We start from the raw sequence: 13,689 nt of genomic DNA, 5'->3' as shown, positions 1-13,689 counted from the left end.
AACAATGCGTATCACTGTGCCTAAACGACAAAATATGAGTCTTGATCTTAATCAACTAAATCAAGAAATGTAGCCAAGCAAAATTGACTTAAATCAGATGATGCTGAAAAACAATGTCAAAATCTAAAGCATGAACCATGAAACGATCAAAATTGCCTGTACAGACTGCAACATGCGAGAGATTTGCATGCCCGTGGGCTTGTCCAATGAAGAACTCAATCGAATTGACAACATCATCGGTTCACGTCGAAAAATCAAACGTGGCGAGCGAGTTTTTCATAATGGCGATAGGTTCACTAACCTTTATGCCATTCGAACCGGTTTTTTCAAAACCTGCATCACCTCTGAGGATGGAAGAGATCAGGTGACAGGTTTCCAGATGGCCGGTGAGATCATTGGACTCGATGGCATAGTCCATGACCACCACACCTGCGATGCCATTGCGCTTGAAGACGGTGAAATTTGCGCGATGCCTTTTGCACAAATTGAAAATTTGTCAAGAGAAGTCAACGCGCTGCAACACCATGTTCACAAAATCATGAGTCGTGAAATTGTGCGTGAGCATGGTGTCATGCTGTTGCTGGGTAGCATGCGCGCTGAAGAACGCCTAGCTGCTTTCCTTTTGAATCTGGCTCAAAGACTTCATGCGCGAGGTTTTTCACAATCTGAACTTATTTTGCGAATGACCCGTGAGGAAATTGGCAGCTACTTAGGCCTGAAACTAGAAACCATCAGTCGCACTTTTTCAAAATTTGTCGATGATGGCGTGGTAGATGTCAAGCAAAGGCATGTTCACATCCTCAACACCGATGCCTTGCAAGCCATTGTCAACCCACGATAAGTTCAAATCCTATTTGGTTACTGGCACCACACCAGTGGTCGCATGATTACGACCCTCTAGCGCAGGAGCTTCGCCACTTTCCCTGCGTCGAGCTTCAATGCTCTGATCAGATTGCCTTTGAGGTTTGTAGGCATCATTGCTGACAATCTCGTTGGGGCGACTCGTCGCCAAATAATAGGTCACAAAACTAGCTACCACCACAATGGCAGGACCGGCAATGACCATCCAGACGAAACCATGCTTCCACCAAGGAGTAGATGATTCGTTGATCGTTTCGGTTGAAATGCTCATGAGTTTCTCTTAGTTTCTCTTAGTTTCTCGGGACGATAAATGTAGATTTTTCGGAATCATGATCTTCCATGTCAATCGAAAAAATACGGAATTTGATTCTATGTGAGCCAGGTTCTGCGGCATCTGCTGGCAACAATGCACGCAACACCATCCAACGCGATTCAGCTGGACCGACTTCCAAATGATTGTCTGAAACGACTTCTAAACCATCCAAACCAGATACTGTCACGCTGTAATGCTGGATTTGTTCGGTTGCGTTCATGATCTGCAATCTGTAAACATTTTCGATTTTCCCGCCTTCAACAACCCGTGCCATTACACCACGGTCGCGAACAACATCCACTTTGAAAGGCTTGCGATCATTCAAGCTGTAAATTAATCCACCGACGATAAGCGCCAGTAGCCCGGTATAAATCAAAACTCTAGGTCTGAAGATTCTTTTCCAAATTTGCTGTTTAGACCAACCACTCAACATGGAGTTTTCAGTAGCGTATTTAATTAAACCACGCTCATAACCCATTTTGTCCATCACAGTGTCACAAACATCAGCGCAAGCACCGCAACCAATACACTCGTACTGCAAGCCGTTTCTGATATCAATGCCAGTTGGACACACCTGAACACACAAATTGCAATCAACACAGGAACCTAAATTCAATTGCGCAGGATCAGCCTTCCGTGAACGAGCACCTCTTGGGTCGCCGCGTGCTAGGTCATACGCCACTACCAGCGTATCTTTGTCAAACATGGCACTTTGAAACCGTGCATAAGGGCACATGTGTTTGCAAATTTGTTCACGCAAAAAACCAGCATTGCCGTAAGTTGCGAGTCCGTAAAAGAACACCCAAAAAACTTCCCATGCACCTAAATTTAACTGATAGATTTCAATAGTAAGCTCTTTGATGGGTGTGAAGTACCCTACAAAAGTAAACCCGGTGTACAAAGAAAAAGAAATCCAAAGAAAATGTTTGAGTCCTTTTCGCGATATTTTCTTAAATGACCAGGATTCAGCATCGTTGCGCATGTGCGCTGATCGATCCCCACAAACTTGTTTTTCTATCCAAAGAAAAATTTCAGTGTAGACAGTTTGCGGGCATGAATATCCACACCACAAACGACCAGCTACAGCAGTAAATAAAAATAATGAAAAAGCTGAAATGATCAATAACGATGCGAAATAAATCAAATCTTGTGGGTATAAAACCAAACCAAAAATGTAAAAACGACGCGTACCCAAATCAAACAAAACGGCCTGACGCTGCCCCCACGCCAACCAAGGTAAACCATAAAAAATGATTTGTGTCACCCAAACCATGATCCATCTGATATTAGAAAAATAACCTGATACGCTGCGTGGATAGATTTTTTTTTCAGGCGCATACATGGCAATCGTCTCCCTATCATCCTCTATGGGTGTGATGGGAATGATTTTTTTCTCAGATGAATCTTTGTTGGTCACAACATCTCCAATGATAAAAACGAAAAAAGACCTGATCTCAGCTTTCGCGAGACCAAGTCTTTAACCAGTCAAAACAAAATTATTTGTTTGACAAACCCCAAATGTAAGAAGTCAACACGTGAATTTGAGCTTCAGTCAAACGCTGACCTTGAGCGGGCATTACATTCACTTTGCCATTGTTGACCATTTCAAGAATGGCTTTTTCTCCAAAACCATGCAACCAAATGTTGTCAGTCAGATTAGCAGAACCCACCACTTGCATCCCCTTGCCATCTGCACCATGGCAGGCTGCACAGACTGCAAATTTTTCTTGACCAAGTGCTGCACGAGCTGAGTCATGTGGGCTACCAGAGAGACTCAAGACGTATTGAGCTACGTTTTTAACATCTTCAGCAGTGCCTACAGCTGCCGCCATCGGTGGCATGTTGCCATTTCGACCACCCGTAATGGTTTCTTTGATTTTCTCTGGGGTGCCGCCGTGGAGCCAATCACCATCAGTTAAGTTGGGGAAACCTTTGTTACCGCGTGCATCGGATGCGTGGCATTGCGCACAATTGTTGCCATACAACCGCTCACCAATTGCCATCGCTTGCGCATCTTTGGCCACCTCTTCAGGTTTCATTGACATGAACTTGGCATAAATCGGTGCAATTTCAGCATTTCCCTTTGCAACTTCATCCGCATGCAGTTTTGCAGAAGTCCAGCCTAAAGTGCCTTTGTTGCTACCTAACCCGGGATACAACACGAGGTAAGCCAATGCAAAAATAACAGTAAACACAAACATGAAACTCCACCACCGTGGCAGCGGGTTGTTCATTTCACGCAGGTCACCATCCCACACGTGACCAGTCGTGTTGTCCGCCGCTGTGGAAGCTTTCATTTTCCCAGTGATGATCAACAAGACCAAGCAAGCAATGATGCCAACCAATGAAATGCCGGAAATGTATATTTCCCAAAAATTACTAGTGAAATCACTCATTTTTTTTCCAATCAGGTGAGAGGGTCAATCTTGCTCAAATGGCAAATTGGCAGCTTTATCAAAGTCAGCAGAATTTTTTCGGGAAAAAGCCCAAACAATAATGCCAATAAAACTAACAAAGCTCACCAATGTAGACACAGAACGAAGTGTGTTGACATCAAACTCCATGAATGTCTCCTGTTTATTTTGATGTAGTTCCCAAAACCTGCAGGTAAGCCACGACAGCCTCCATTTCGGTCTTGCCTTTGAGCTCTTCAACAGAAGCTGCAATTTCAGCATCCGTGTAAGGCACACCCACTTTGCGCAAAGCTGTCATGTGTGATGGCATCGTGGCAGCGTCAACTGGCGTGTTCATCAACCATGGATAGGCTGGCATGATCGACTCAGGCACCAAATCACGCGGGTTATTCAAGTGAGTAATTTGCCACTGGTCACTGTATTTACCACCAACACGGTGCAGGTCTGGACCTGTGCGCTTGCTACCCCATTGAAACGGGTGGTCATACACAAACTCATTGGCCTTGGAGTAGGGGCCATAACGCAAAGTTTCAGCACGGAATGGACGAATCATTTGTGAGTGACAGTTGTAGCAACCCTCACGCGTGTAAATGTCGCGACCAGCAAGCTGCAACGATGTGTAAGGTTTCAGACCAGGTGCAGGAATCGTGGTTGATTTTTGAAAAAACAAAGGCACGATTTCAACCAACCCACCAAACAACAACACGATAAGCATCAGCACAATCATCAGACCGTTGTTGGTCTCAATGGTGGCGTGCGACAGACCGCCGCTTTGATTAGATGTAGACATAGTGATTTACCTCAAGCGTGAGCAGCAACAGCTGGGATGTTGACTGTGACAGAGCGTCCAGCAGTAGCGGTTTTGATTGTGTTCCACAGCATGATGATCATGCCAGAGAGATACAACAAACCACCAGCCAAGCGAAGCACATAGAAGGGATAGCTGGCCTTGACCGATTCCACAAAGGTGTATGTCAAAGTACCATCTGCATTGATAGACCTCCACATCAAACCTTGCATGACACCGGCAATCCACAACGCAGCGATGTACAACACAATACCAATGGTTGCCATGTAGAAATGAACCTCGATGGCTTTCACGCTGAACATTGCCTTTTGACCAAACAGACGTGGAATGAGGTAGTACATGGAGCCCATGGTGACCAACCCAACCCAACCCAAAGCGCCTGAGTGAACGTGACCCACTGTCCAGTCAGTGTAGTGAGACAAAGCGTTCACTGTCTTGATTGCCATCATGGGGCCTTCGAAGGTAGACATACCGTAGAAGGACAACGACACAATCAAGAAACGCAAAATAGGGTCATCACGGAGTTTGTGCCATGCGCCAGACAAGGTCATGATGCCGTTGATCATGCCACCCCAACTCGGTGCCAACAAAATCAAAGAAAACACCATACCAATAGACTGAGTCCAGTCAGGCAGAGCGGTGTAGTGCAAATGGTGAGGCCCCGCCCACATGTAAGTAAAGATCAATGCCCAAAAGTGAACAATGGACAGACGGTAAGAGTAAACCGGTCGACCCGCTTGCTTAGGAATGAAGTAATACATCATGCCCAAAAAGCCTGCAGTCAAAAAGAAACCCACTGCATTGTGTCCGTACCACCATTGAACCATGGCATCTTGCACACCGGCGTAAGCTGAATAAGACTTCATGCTCATAAGACCAACAGGAATAGCTGCACTATTGACAATGTGCAACAAAGCCACGGCAAGAATAAAAGCGCCAAAGAACCAATTCGCCACATAAATGTGCTTAACTTTTCGTGTTCCGACGGTGCCAAAAAAGTTGATTGCGTAAGCCACCCAAACCACTGTGATCAGGATGTCAATAGGCCATTCCAACTCGGCGTATTCCTTACTTTCAGTAAAACCCATAGGCAACGAAACCGCAGCAGACAAAATAACCAACTGCCAAGCCCAAAAAGTGAATGCGGCCAACTTATCGCTGAACAAACGTACTTGGCAAGTTCGCTGAACTACGTAGTAAGAAGTGGCAAACAAACCGCAACCACCAAAGGCAAAAATCACGGCATTGGTGTGCAAAGGGCGCAATCGACCAAATGACAAAAATGAGATGCCCATATTGAGCTCCGGCCAAGCCAGCTGGGCGGCAATGATTACGCCGACCAGCATGCCGACCACCCCCCAAACCACAGTCATGATGGCAAACTGCCTTACAACCTTGTCGTTGTAAGTTGTTGCCTGCGAATTTGAAAATGCCATATTCACCTCGTTTTAAAGTTAGACCTTACAAGTGTGCATGATGCCACTGTGTCACCATTTGATACAAATCAAATCAGCCGCGAAAATTCTTATCCATCCTTAAGAATTCGCTCGCCCTCTTGCTCCAAATCATCAAATTGTCCACTGTCGATTGCCCACCACACGCCACCGATGATAAAGAAAACCAATACCACTGACAGCGGCACAAGCATGTAAAGAATGTCCATCAAAAATCCCGATCAAATTGTGTTTGTTTCGACAATCTCAAAGCATTGAGCACCACCAGCAATGAACTGCTGGCCATGCCCAAACCCGCAGCCCAAGCGGGTAGCCAACCGAGCACTGCCAATGGCACACAAACCGAGTTGTAAACGGCTGCCCAAGTCAAGTTTTGTCGAACCACCGCCAACGTGCGTTTTGACAGTAAATAGGCATCCAGCACATGCGTCAGACGGCCGCTTGGCACCAAAAAATCGGCCTGGGCTTGTGCCAGTGGCACAGCCTGACCAAATGCAAAAGAAGCATGTGCACCAGCCAACACCGGTCCATCATTCAAGCCGTCTCCCACCACCGCCACTTTTCTGCCCTGCAACTGCGCGTTTTTAAGAAAATCAAGTTTTTCTTGTGGTGAGCAATGTCCACGCACTTCAGTGATGCCAACGCTGGCCGCCACCCTTGCTGCAGCGTCGCTGGCATCACCTGAAAGCAAGTGCACGGCTATCCCATGGCGCTTTAAATCTGCCACTGTTTGCGCCGCATCTTGACGGATGTCTTCTTGCAACTCAAAACTGGCTAACCAACCATTCTGATCGGCCAGGTAGACCCGAAGCGTGTCAGTCACAGGTTCTGATACATGACAAAAACTGGCCGAGCCCAGGCGAACACTCAGCGGATCAGCAGAAAAAGTGCTTTCATGCAAAACACCTTTCACGCCCTGTCCGGCCAACTCAGTGACTTGCGTTACTAGCCAAAGTGGCTGCAATTGCTGCAATTGAGCCGCCGCCACAATGGCTTTAGACACCGGATGCAAAGACTGGCTTGCCAATGCAGCCGCCGCACTCAACGCCTGTTGCTCACTCACCCCTTGCCTCACCTGCATCCGCCCCAACACCATGGCATCGCGCGTGAGCGTGCCGGTTTTATCAAACATCACCGTGTCAATGGCAGCCAATGATTCAAAGGCATCCAGTCGGCGCACCAAGACGCCGCGTGCAGCCAATGCCCCGGCCGCAGACAACATGGCTGCCGGTGTGGCCAAAGACAACGCACAGGGGCAGGTCACCACCAACACTGACACAGCCACCATCAACGCTTTTTCAGGGTCGGTGCTCCACCCATAGGCACAGGCCAGCCCTGCGGCCAGCAACACTCCTATCAAAAAGGGTTTGGCAATGGTGTCAGCCAAGTGCGCAAGAGAAGGCTTTGTGGTGGATGCGCTCTCCATCAGCTTCACAATTTGTGCAAATCGAGTGTCATCTCCCACCTGCATGACTTTGATTTGCACCCTTGCAGACAAATTGTGACTGCCTGAGATGACTTCATCCCCCACACCGCGAGAGATTGGCCTGGACTCTCCGGTCAACAAAGACTCATCCACCGAGGTGACACCTTGCACCACCACACCGTCTGCCGCAAACGCCTCACCAGGCAACACCCGAATGACATCATCCACCTTCAGTCTGCGCACAGGCACACGCTCATAATTGCCATCAGTTTTAAGTCGGTCAACACCCTCTGGAAGCCGATTCATGAGCGCATCCAGCGCACCTGCCGTCTTGTCACGCAAGCGCAATTCCAACCACCGACCAGTCAGCAAGAAAAACACAAACATGGTGAAAGAGTCGAAATAAACCTCTGCCCCAAACATGCCGGTGGGCTCAAATGTGCCTGCAGTACTGACCGCAAATGTGATCAACATGCCCAATGCCACAGGCAAGTCCATGCTCACGCGTCGGTGAAGCACATCACGCCAAGCATTCTTGAAAAACGGTCCGCAAGAAAACAGCAAAACTGGCAAGCTCAATACCCAAGAAGCCCAGCGAAGCAATTGCTCCATTTCGCCGGACAAATCACCCGGCTGGGCGGTGTAGGCGGGGTAGGCATACATCATGACCTGCATCATGCACAGCCCAGCCACCATCATTCGCCACAACGCTTTGCGCGCTTCCACCTTGCGCCGCTCACGCGCAAAGGCATCATTGGCTGGCAACGCGCGGTAGCCTGCATCTTGCACGGCATGCATCCAGCCCGAGGGTGCCACTTGCTGCTCTACCCAGACCACTTTGGCACGGTGACTGCCCGCACTGACCTCGGCCTTGAGCACACCGGGCACCGCTTTGAGTGCATCTTCAATGGTCAAAGCGCATGCAGCGCAATGCATGCCTTCAATCAAGACATTGGATTCCCAGCAACCTGGTTGTTGCTGAGCCGGCCGGCTGAACGCACTCCACTCTTGCGCATCGTCAAGCAGCTGCAGCGTGCCAAGTGGGTCTGTCTTCACACGCAATTCGTTGGCGCTTGATGTTGTTGGTGCAGACATAGGATACAAAGAGGCGTTCAAATGGATCAAAGATGAAAAATATTGAATGAGGTTATCTTAGACAAGTTGAAATGAACCTGACTTAAATCAAGAATGGCCTTGAGTGTAGGGATATGCTGATGTTTTTTAAACTACGGAGAGATTCACATGTACGACAAAATTCTGGTTGCCACTGATGGTTCCGCTCTGTCTAAAAAAGCCGTGAACAGCGCCATTGCCTTGGCTGCTCTGGCCGGCGCAAGCTTGGTTGCCTTAAAGGTGGTGCCGCGCTATCCGCAAAGTTATTTTGAAGGTGGCTTGGCCTTGCAAGCCGCTGAAGTGGGTCGCATTGAAAAACAATGGGCTGAAGAAGGCCAGGCTGTGGTGGATGAGGTCAAAAAAACAGCTGAGTTGCAAGGTGTCAAAACCCGCGCCCTCACCATCAAATCAGACGTGGTGTCTGACGCCGTCATTGCGACAGCCAAAAAACACAAATGCGATTTGATTGTGATGGCTTCACACGGCCGTCGTGGTGTCAAGCGCTTGCTGTTGGGCAGCGAAACGCAGCAAGTATTGACCCACTCACACATTCCTGTGCTGGTCTTGCGTTAAATATGGCTCTAGCACCCTTCATACAAGCGCTGACAGCTATTTAATGTGTAGCGTTACGCGCTTCTTCCTGATCTTGAAAGCGATGCCTGATTTCAAGCACCTGATCCCAATGCGCCATGAAAACATCCACACAGCGTGGGTCAAAATGGCTGCCTGCACTCTCTTTGATGTGTTCTGCCGCCCGCTCCAGCGGCCAAGCTTTTTTGTAGGGTCGCTCAGAAGTCAGTGCGTCAAACACATCAGCCACCGCCACAATGCGGCTGAAGATTGGAATATCTTCGCCACTCAACCCCCTGGGGTAGCCTGAACCATCAAATTTTTCATGGTGCGCGCGCGCAATCTCGGCACCGGCCTGCAGCACCTTGGATTCACTGCCTTTGAGAATTTCATAGCCATAAATGGCGTGCAGTTTCATCACCTCAAACTCTTCAGGGGTCAAGCGGCCTGGCTTGAGCAAAATTTGGTCAGCAATCCCCACCTTGCCAATGTCATGCATGGGTGCCGCTTGCAACAGCAATTCCTGGTCGGCCAGAGAAAGCCCCATGCCTTTGGCAATCAATTCTGAATAATGTGCCATGCGCAAGATGTGCGCCCCGGTCTCGGGGTCACGGTACTCAGCAGCTTTAGACAAACGGATCACGGTTTCACGCTCACGCTGCACGATCTCAGTGGTGGCTTTGCGCACCTCACTGGCCAGCCATTCGGCGCGGTTGGCCAAGGCTTTGCGGTTGGCACCCAAGAGCAGCATGTTGTTGGCACGCGCCATGAACTCAACTTTGTCGACTGGTTTGGTTAAAAAATCAGTCGCGCCCGCATCCAGCGCACGGTAGCGAACCTGCTTTTGATCATTGGCCGTGATCATCAAGATGGGCACATCTTCTTTGCCAGGTGTTTGGTGCAATTGGGTTATGAATTCAATGCCATCAAGCTCAGGCATCATGTAATCCACAATCACCAAATCAACCTCATGGCTCATGGCCCAAGCCAGTCCGTCTGGCGCACTGGCAAAAGTTTTTGATTCACTGTTGCCCATGCGTTTGACCAAAGCATCAAACAAAATCAAATTGATTTCCGCATCGTCGACGATCAACACTTTGTAAGTCATAACCTGATCATTTCATTTTTTTCAAACGCAGTCACTGTATCACTGCCCCGGCGGCGACTGATCTTCCAAAGCCAACATCAACTGCCCCACCTGGGCACTCAAGGCATCCAGCTTGTGCTGCAGCGCTGGTAGATCAATGGCCAAGGCATGTTGCGCATCTGCTGCCATTTTTTCAAGTTCAAGTGCCAGTTGCGTAGCTGGCTTAGCACCAAACAAGCCCAGTGTGCCTTTAAGAGCATGCGCGGTGTGCAGCAGCGGCGACATGTCGCCAGAGGTCAAGGCCGCAGTCATTTTGTCAAGGTCTACCGGCCACTGCGCCATGAACACCTCTTTGACAATGTCAACCACTTCTTGATCAGACTCAGTCAAGGCCTGCACGTAATCAAACGCAGGCTGAGCATGATCAAGCTCAGGCTGCCCACCCAAACCCAAAGTTGAGTTATCTAGTGTTTCAGCGTTTGGCAATTCAGGTGCAAAACGCTTCAGCACCCGCTGCAACTCAGCCATTTCAATCGGTTTGGAGATGTAGTCATCCATGCCAGCCTGTAAACAGCGCTCACGGTCACCCTGCATGGCATTGGCCGTCATGGCCACAATCGGCACATGTTGCTCGCCGGATTCCCCCGCACGAATAAGTGTAGTGGCCTCCAGGCCATCCATCACCGGCATCATCATGTCCATCAAAATCAGGTCAAAAGACTGCCGCGCCAACACCTCCAGCGCAGCTTGGCCGTCGCCAGCCACCGTCACCTTATGCCCCCAGCGCTCAATCAGCACTACCGCCAGCTTTTGATTGATGACATGGTCTTCTACCAGCAAAATGCTCAGCGCTACCTGCGCTTGCCTGATGCCGTGGCGGGTGATCAAGTCGCCCTGCTTGTCAGGTGACCGATTAACCACGCGCGTCAACACAAGTGCGAGTTCATCCCGGGTGAACGGTTTGGACAAATAAGCGGCAAAACCAACCTCTTTAGAGCGCTGGGCGTCGCCCTTTAACCCGGCTGAAGACAACATCACCAGGGTCATATCTGCACCATGTGGAGTGGCAAGTATTTTCTCGGCGGTGGTGAAGCCATCCATGTCAGGCATGTGCGCGTCCAGCAGCACCAGGTCAAATCCGCTGGCTTGCGTCGCAGGATGTTGCAACCGCTCCAAGGCCTGCGCACCAGAAGCAACTGCAGTGGGCAACATGCCCAAGCTTTCAAGCGTGCGTGAAATCACGGTGCGGTTGACCTCGTTGTCATCCACCAACAGCACTCGCAAACCATTCAATCCCAGCGCCAATTCGGTGGGTGTAGCGTTCACCGCATCCAGCGCCATGGCCACGGAAAAATCAAACTGACTACCCACCCCCAACTCACTAGACACCGAAATTTGCCCGCCCAAAGCCTCCACCAAACGTGACGAAATCGACAGCCCCAAGCCGGTGCCACCAAAGCGCCGGGTGATGCTGCTGTCTTCTTGGGAAAACGCCTCAAAAATACTGTGCAGCTTAGACGGCGCAATGCCTATGCCCGAGTCTTTCACTGAAAAGTTGAACATTTGCAAGGATTTCGCAGACAAATCACATGACACCCGCAGCAACACCTGCCCCTGCTCAGTGAATTTGATGGCGTTGCCAATCAGATTCATCAAAATCTGGCGCAACCTACCAGGGTCGCCCACTACCGCAGCAGGCACATCAGGCTCAATGTCGCAGACCAATTCAATCCCTTTGGCATGCGCACGCACGGCCAAAGCTTTCAATGTCTCGCTGACCATGCCATTGAGATTGAACGGAATTTTTTCGATCACCAGCTTGCCAGCTTCAATTTTTGAAAAATCAAGAATGTCGTTGATCACGCGCAGCAACGCATCAGACGATGACTTGACGATCTCCAGGTATTCGCGCTGCTCTGCCGTTAACTCGGTGTCCAGTGCCAGTTCGGTCATGCCAATGACACCATTCATGGGGGTGCGAATTTCATGGCTCATGTTGGCCAGAAAATCAGACTTGGCACGGTTGGCCACTTCCGCCGCTTCTTTGGCGCGGCGCAATTCTTCGCTGACCTGTTTCTGTTGAGAAATATCGGCCAAATAGCCATTCCAGATCAGCCCACCATCTGCCGCTGCTTTCGGCATGGACTCCCCATGCACCCAAATCACCTGCCCTGAAAGCTTGTGCAACACTCTGAAGTCAAGCGAGATGCGCGCCAATGTTTTGGCAGAGGTCACAAACGCCTGCTCAAACGCCGCCTGATCTTCGGGGTGAACCTGTTCAAAAAATACCGCCGAATCCGCCATGACGTCAGCCGCAGACAAGCCACACATGGACTCAGCCACACGACTGCAAAATGGAAAGTTTTGATGCCCATCAGCCCAGAGCCGGTACTGAAACACCACCACCGGAATGCTTTCACTGACCTCCATCAGCCGCTCGCCGGCCTCTTTGAGCTGGGTCATATCTTGCCAAATACCGGTGAAAACGGTGGTGCCTTGCGCTGAGAGCTCAGGGTCTGGGTTGATTTCAGAACGGATCCAGCGCAAGTTGCCGTTTGGCAAACGAATGCGGTAGTCGCCTTGCCAGGCTTTGCGTTGTTCGGCTGCTGCCAGCACCTCGGCCCAACACCGTGGCCGGTCTTCATCCACAACTTGGGCGTAAGCCACTTGCCCGTCTGCCATCAGCGCGGCACGATCCAGACCACGTATTTCATCCAGCCGTTCACTCACAAAGGTGTAGCGCACTTGGCCTGCACCCACCTCGCACTGATACACCACGCCAGGCACCGCATTGGCAATGCGCCGCACCCGGCTCTCGGCCTGCGCCACGGCCGTCTGCATGTGCTTGCGCGCGGTGATGTCGGTGCGAATGGCAATGAACTGCTCTGGGGCGTTGCGCTCATCAAGCAGCGGAACAATGGTGGCTTGCACCCAATACAGAGCGCCATTTTTAGCCCGGTTGCAGATCTCACCGTGCCACACCTGACCCGCCAAAATGGTTTGCCACAAGTTCGCAAAATAAGACGCAGGCTGAACACCGGCGTTGATCAAGCGGTGGTTTTGGCCAATCAATTCATCACGCCCGTAGCCGCTGATGCTGCAAAACTTGTCATTGGCGTAGGTGATGGCGCCTTGCACATCGGTCATGCTGACAATGGCATGCTGATCTAAGGCAAATTTTTGTTTGGCCAAATCTGCCAACGCATCGGTCAAGTCGCGCTGGCTAACTTCTCGTTGGCGCACCAGCTCAGACATCAGCAGCGACAGCGACTCCAGGCTGTCTTCTTGCGGGTCAGGCAGCGCCACACTATCGGTTTGCAGCAAGCTGTTGGCGGTTTGGCGCAAAGAGTCTATGGCGCGGGTGCGGCTATCGAGCTCTTGGCGCAACCTGTCATTGCTGTGCGACAGTTCCACCGAACTCAGCTGCAAACTGCGGGTTTTCAAGTCCAGATCGCGGTCACTTTGGGTGTAGGCCTCTTCCACGCGTGTCAAAAAATCGGGCAAACCTTTCAGCAGCTGTACCGCTTGGGCAGAAACACCTGCACCGCTGGCGAACTGCTGCAACTCTTGCAACACAGCGGGCAGTTGTTCTTCTTCCACGCCAAGCAGGCGGCGGGTTTGACGCGCAAGCAATTTATGCATG

Annotated in this window: 12 protein-coding genes; 2 read left to right on the top strand and 10 right to left on the bottom strand. The window is 50.3% G+C overall.

Features of this window, described 5'->3' with window-relative positions; all coding sequences use genetic code 11:
• The first annotated feature begins 130 nt into the window (after positions 1-130).
• Complete coding sequence (gene fnr, locus PHT20_RS03800; protein ID WP_301019506.1) at positions 131-841, top strand: fumarate/nitrate reduction transcriptional regulator Fnr; 711 nt, start codon at positions 131-133, stop codon at positions 839-841.
• A 9-nt stretch (positions 842-850) separates the two neighbouring features.
• Here fnr and PHT20_RS03795 read toward each other — a convergent pair whose 3' ends face one another.
• The 8 genes from PHT20_RS03795 to PHT20_RS03760 form a co-directional block, all read right to left on the bottom strand.
• Positions 851-1,132 (bottom strand): FixH family protein, encoded by a 282-nt coding sequence (locus tag PHT20_RS03795; RefSeq protein ID WP_301019505.1) that lies wholly within the window; start codon positions 1,130-1,132, stop codon positions 851-853.
• A 19-nt stretch (positions 1,133-1,151) separates the two neighbouring features.
• Positions 1,152-2,591, bottom strand: a complete 1,440-nt coding sequence (gene ccoG, locus PHT20_RS03790; protein WP_301019504.1) for a cytochrome c oxidase accessory protein CcoG — start codon at positions 2,589-2,591, stop codon at positions 1,152-1,154.
• 79 nt (positions 2,592-2,670) lie between these two features.
• Positions 2,671-3,570 carry a cytochrome-c oxidase, cbb3-type subunit III gene (ccoP, locus tag PHT20_RS03785; protein ID WP_301019503.1) on the bottom strand — a complete coding sequence of 300 codons (900 nt, stop codon included), beginning with the start codon at positions 3,568-3,570 and terminating at the stop codon, positions 2,671-2,673.
• A 24-nt stretch (positions 3,571-3,594) separates the two neighbouring features.
• The gene (locus tag PHT20_RS03780) at positions 3,595-3,738 is read right to left on the bottom strand and encodes a cbb3-type cytochrome c oxidase subunit 3 (RefSeq protein ID WP_301019502.1); all 144 of its coding nucleotides are present in this window, start codon (positions 3,736-3,738) and stop codon (positions 3,595-3,597) included.
• Positions 3,739-3,751: 13 nt separating this feature from the next.
• Positions 3,752-4,378: a cytochrome-c oxidase, cbb3-type subunit II gene (gene ccoO, locus PHT20_RS03775; RefSeq protein WP_301019501.1), complete on the bottom strand. Its 627-nt coding sequence runs from the start codon at positions 4,376-4,378 to the stop codon at positions 3,752-3,754.
• A gap of 11 nt (positions 4,379-4,389) precedes the next feature.
• Positions 4,390-5,832, bottom strand: a complete 1,443-nt coding sequence (ccoN, locus tag PHT20_RS03770; protein ID WP_301019500.1) for a cytochrome-c oxidase, cbb3-type subunit I — start codon at positions 5,830-5,832, stop codon at positions 4,390-4,392.
• 89 nt (positions 5,833-5,921) lie between these two features.
• The gene (gene ccoS / locus PHT20_RS03765) at positions 5,922-6,059 is read right to left on the bottom strand and encodes a cbb3-type cytochrome oxidase assembly protein CcoS (protein ID WP_300083216.1); all 138 of its coding nucleotides are present in this window, start codon (positions 6,057-6,059) and stop codon (positions 5,922-5,924) included.
• Positions 6,059-8,371 (bottom strand): cation-translocating P-type ATPase, encoded by a 2,313-nt coding sequence (locus PHT20_RS03760; RefSeq protein WP_301019499.1) that lies wholly within the window; start codon positions 8,369-8,371, stop codon positions 6,059-6,061. Before PHT20_RS03760 ends, ccoS begins: the two co-directional genes overlap by 1 nt.
• 147 nt (positions 8,372-8,518) lie before the next feature.
• On the opposite strand from PHT20_RS03760, the gene PHT20_RS03755 reads away from it, so the two are divergent.
• On the top strand, positions 8,519-8,962 hold the full coding sequence (locus PHT20_RS03755) for a universal stress protein (protein ID WP_301019498.1): 444 nt from the start codon (positions 8,519-8,521) through the stop codon (positions 8,960-8,962).
• A gap of 40 nt (positions 8,963-9,002) precedes the next feature.
• Here the strand turns inward: PHT20_RS03755 and PHT20_RS03750 are convergent, their stop codons facing one another.
• Both PHT20_RS03750 and PHT20_RS03745 read right to left on the bottom strand, forming a co-directional pair.
• Positions 9,003-10,067, bottom strand: coding sequence for a two-component system response regulator (locus PHT20_RS03750; RefSeq protein WP_301019497.1), 1,065 nt, complete (start codon positions 10,065-10,067; stop codon positions 9,003-9,005).
• 39 nt (positions 10,068-10,106) lie between these two features.
• On the bottom strand, positions 10,107-13,688 hold the full coding sequence (locus PHT20_RS03745) for a response regulator (RefSeq protein ID WP_301019496.1): 3,582 nt from the start codon (positions 13,686-13,688) through the stop codon (positions 10,107-10,109).
• Between the last annotated feature and the right edge of the window lies 1 nt (position 13,689).

The sequence above is a fragment of the Rhodoferax sp. genome (assembly GCF_028715765.1).
In the GTDB taxonomy this organism is placed as follows: Bacteria; Pseudomonadota; Gammaproteobacteria; order Burkholderiales; family Burkholderiaceae_C; genus Rhodoferax.
Note: the sequence above shows the minus strand (reverse complement) of the source record. Positions and strands in the feature narration are given on the sequence as shown.

Coding starts and splice junctions, on each gene's coding strand:
- PHT20_RS03750 (WP_301019497.1), bottom strand. CDS start 10,067: ATGACTTACAAAGTGTTGATCGTCGACGATGCGGAAATCAATTTGATT.
- ccoP (WP_301019503.1), bottom strand. CDS start 3,570: ATGAGTGATTTCACTAGTAATTTTTGGGAAATATACATTTCCGGCATT.
- ccoS (WP_300083216.1), bottom strand. CDS start 6,059: ATGGACATTCTTTACATGCTTGTGCCGCTGTCAGTGGTATTGGTTTTC.
- ccoN (WP_301019500.1), bottom strand. CDS start 5,832: ATGGCATTTTCAAATTCGCAGGCAACAACTTACAACGACAAGGTTGTA.
- ccoO (WP_301019501.1), bottom strand. CDS start 4,378: ATGTCTACATCTAATCAAAGCGGCGGTCTGTCGCACGCCACCATTGAG.
- PHT20_RS03760 (WP_301019499.1), bottom strand. CDS start 8,371: ATGTCTGCACCAACAACATCAAGCGCCAACGAATTGCGTGTGAAGACA.
- PHT20_RS03780 (WP_301019502.1), bottom strand. CDS start 3,738: ATGGAGTTTGATGTCAACACACTTCGTTCTGTGTCTACATTGGTGAGC.
- PHT20_RS03745 (WP_301019496.1), bottom strand. CDS start 13,688: ATGCATAAATTGCTTGCGCGTCAAACCCGCCGCCTGCTTGGCGTGGAA.
- PHT20_RS03795 (WP_301019505.1), bottom strand. CDS start 1,132: ATGAGCATTTCAACCGAAACGATCAACGAATCATCTACTCCTTGGTGG.
- fnr (WP_301019506.1), top strand. CDS start 131: ATGAACCATGAAACGATCAAAATTGCCTGTACAGACTGCAACATGCGA.
- PHT20_RS03755 (WP_301019498.1), top strand. CDS start 8,519: ATGTACGACAAAATTCTGGTTGCCACTGATGGTTCCGCTCTGTCTAAA.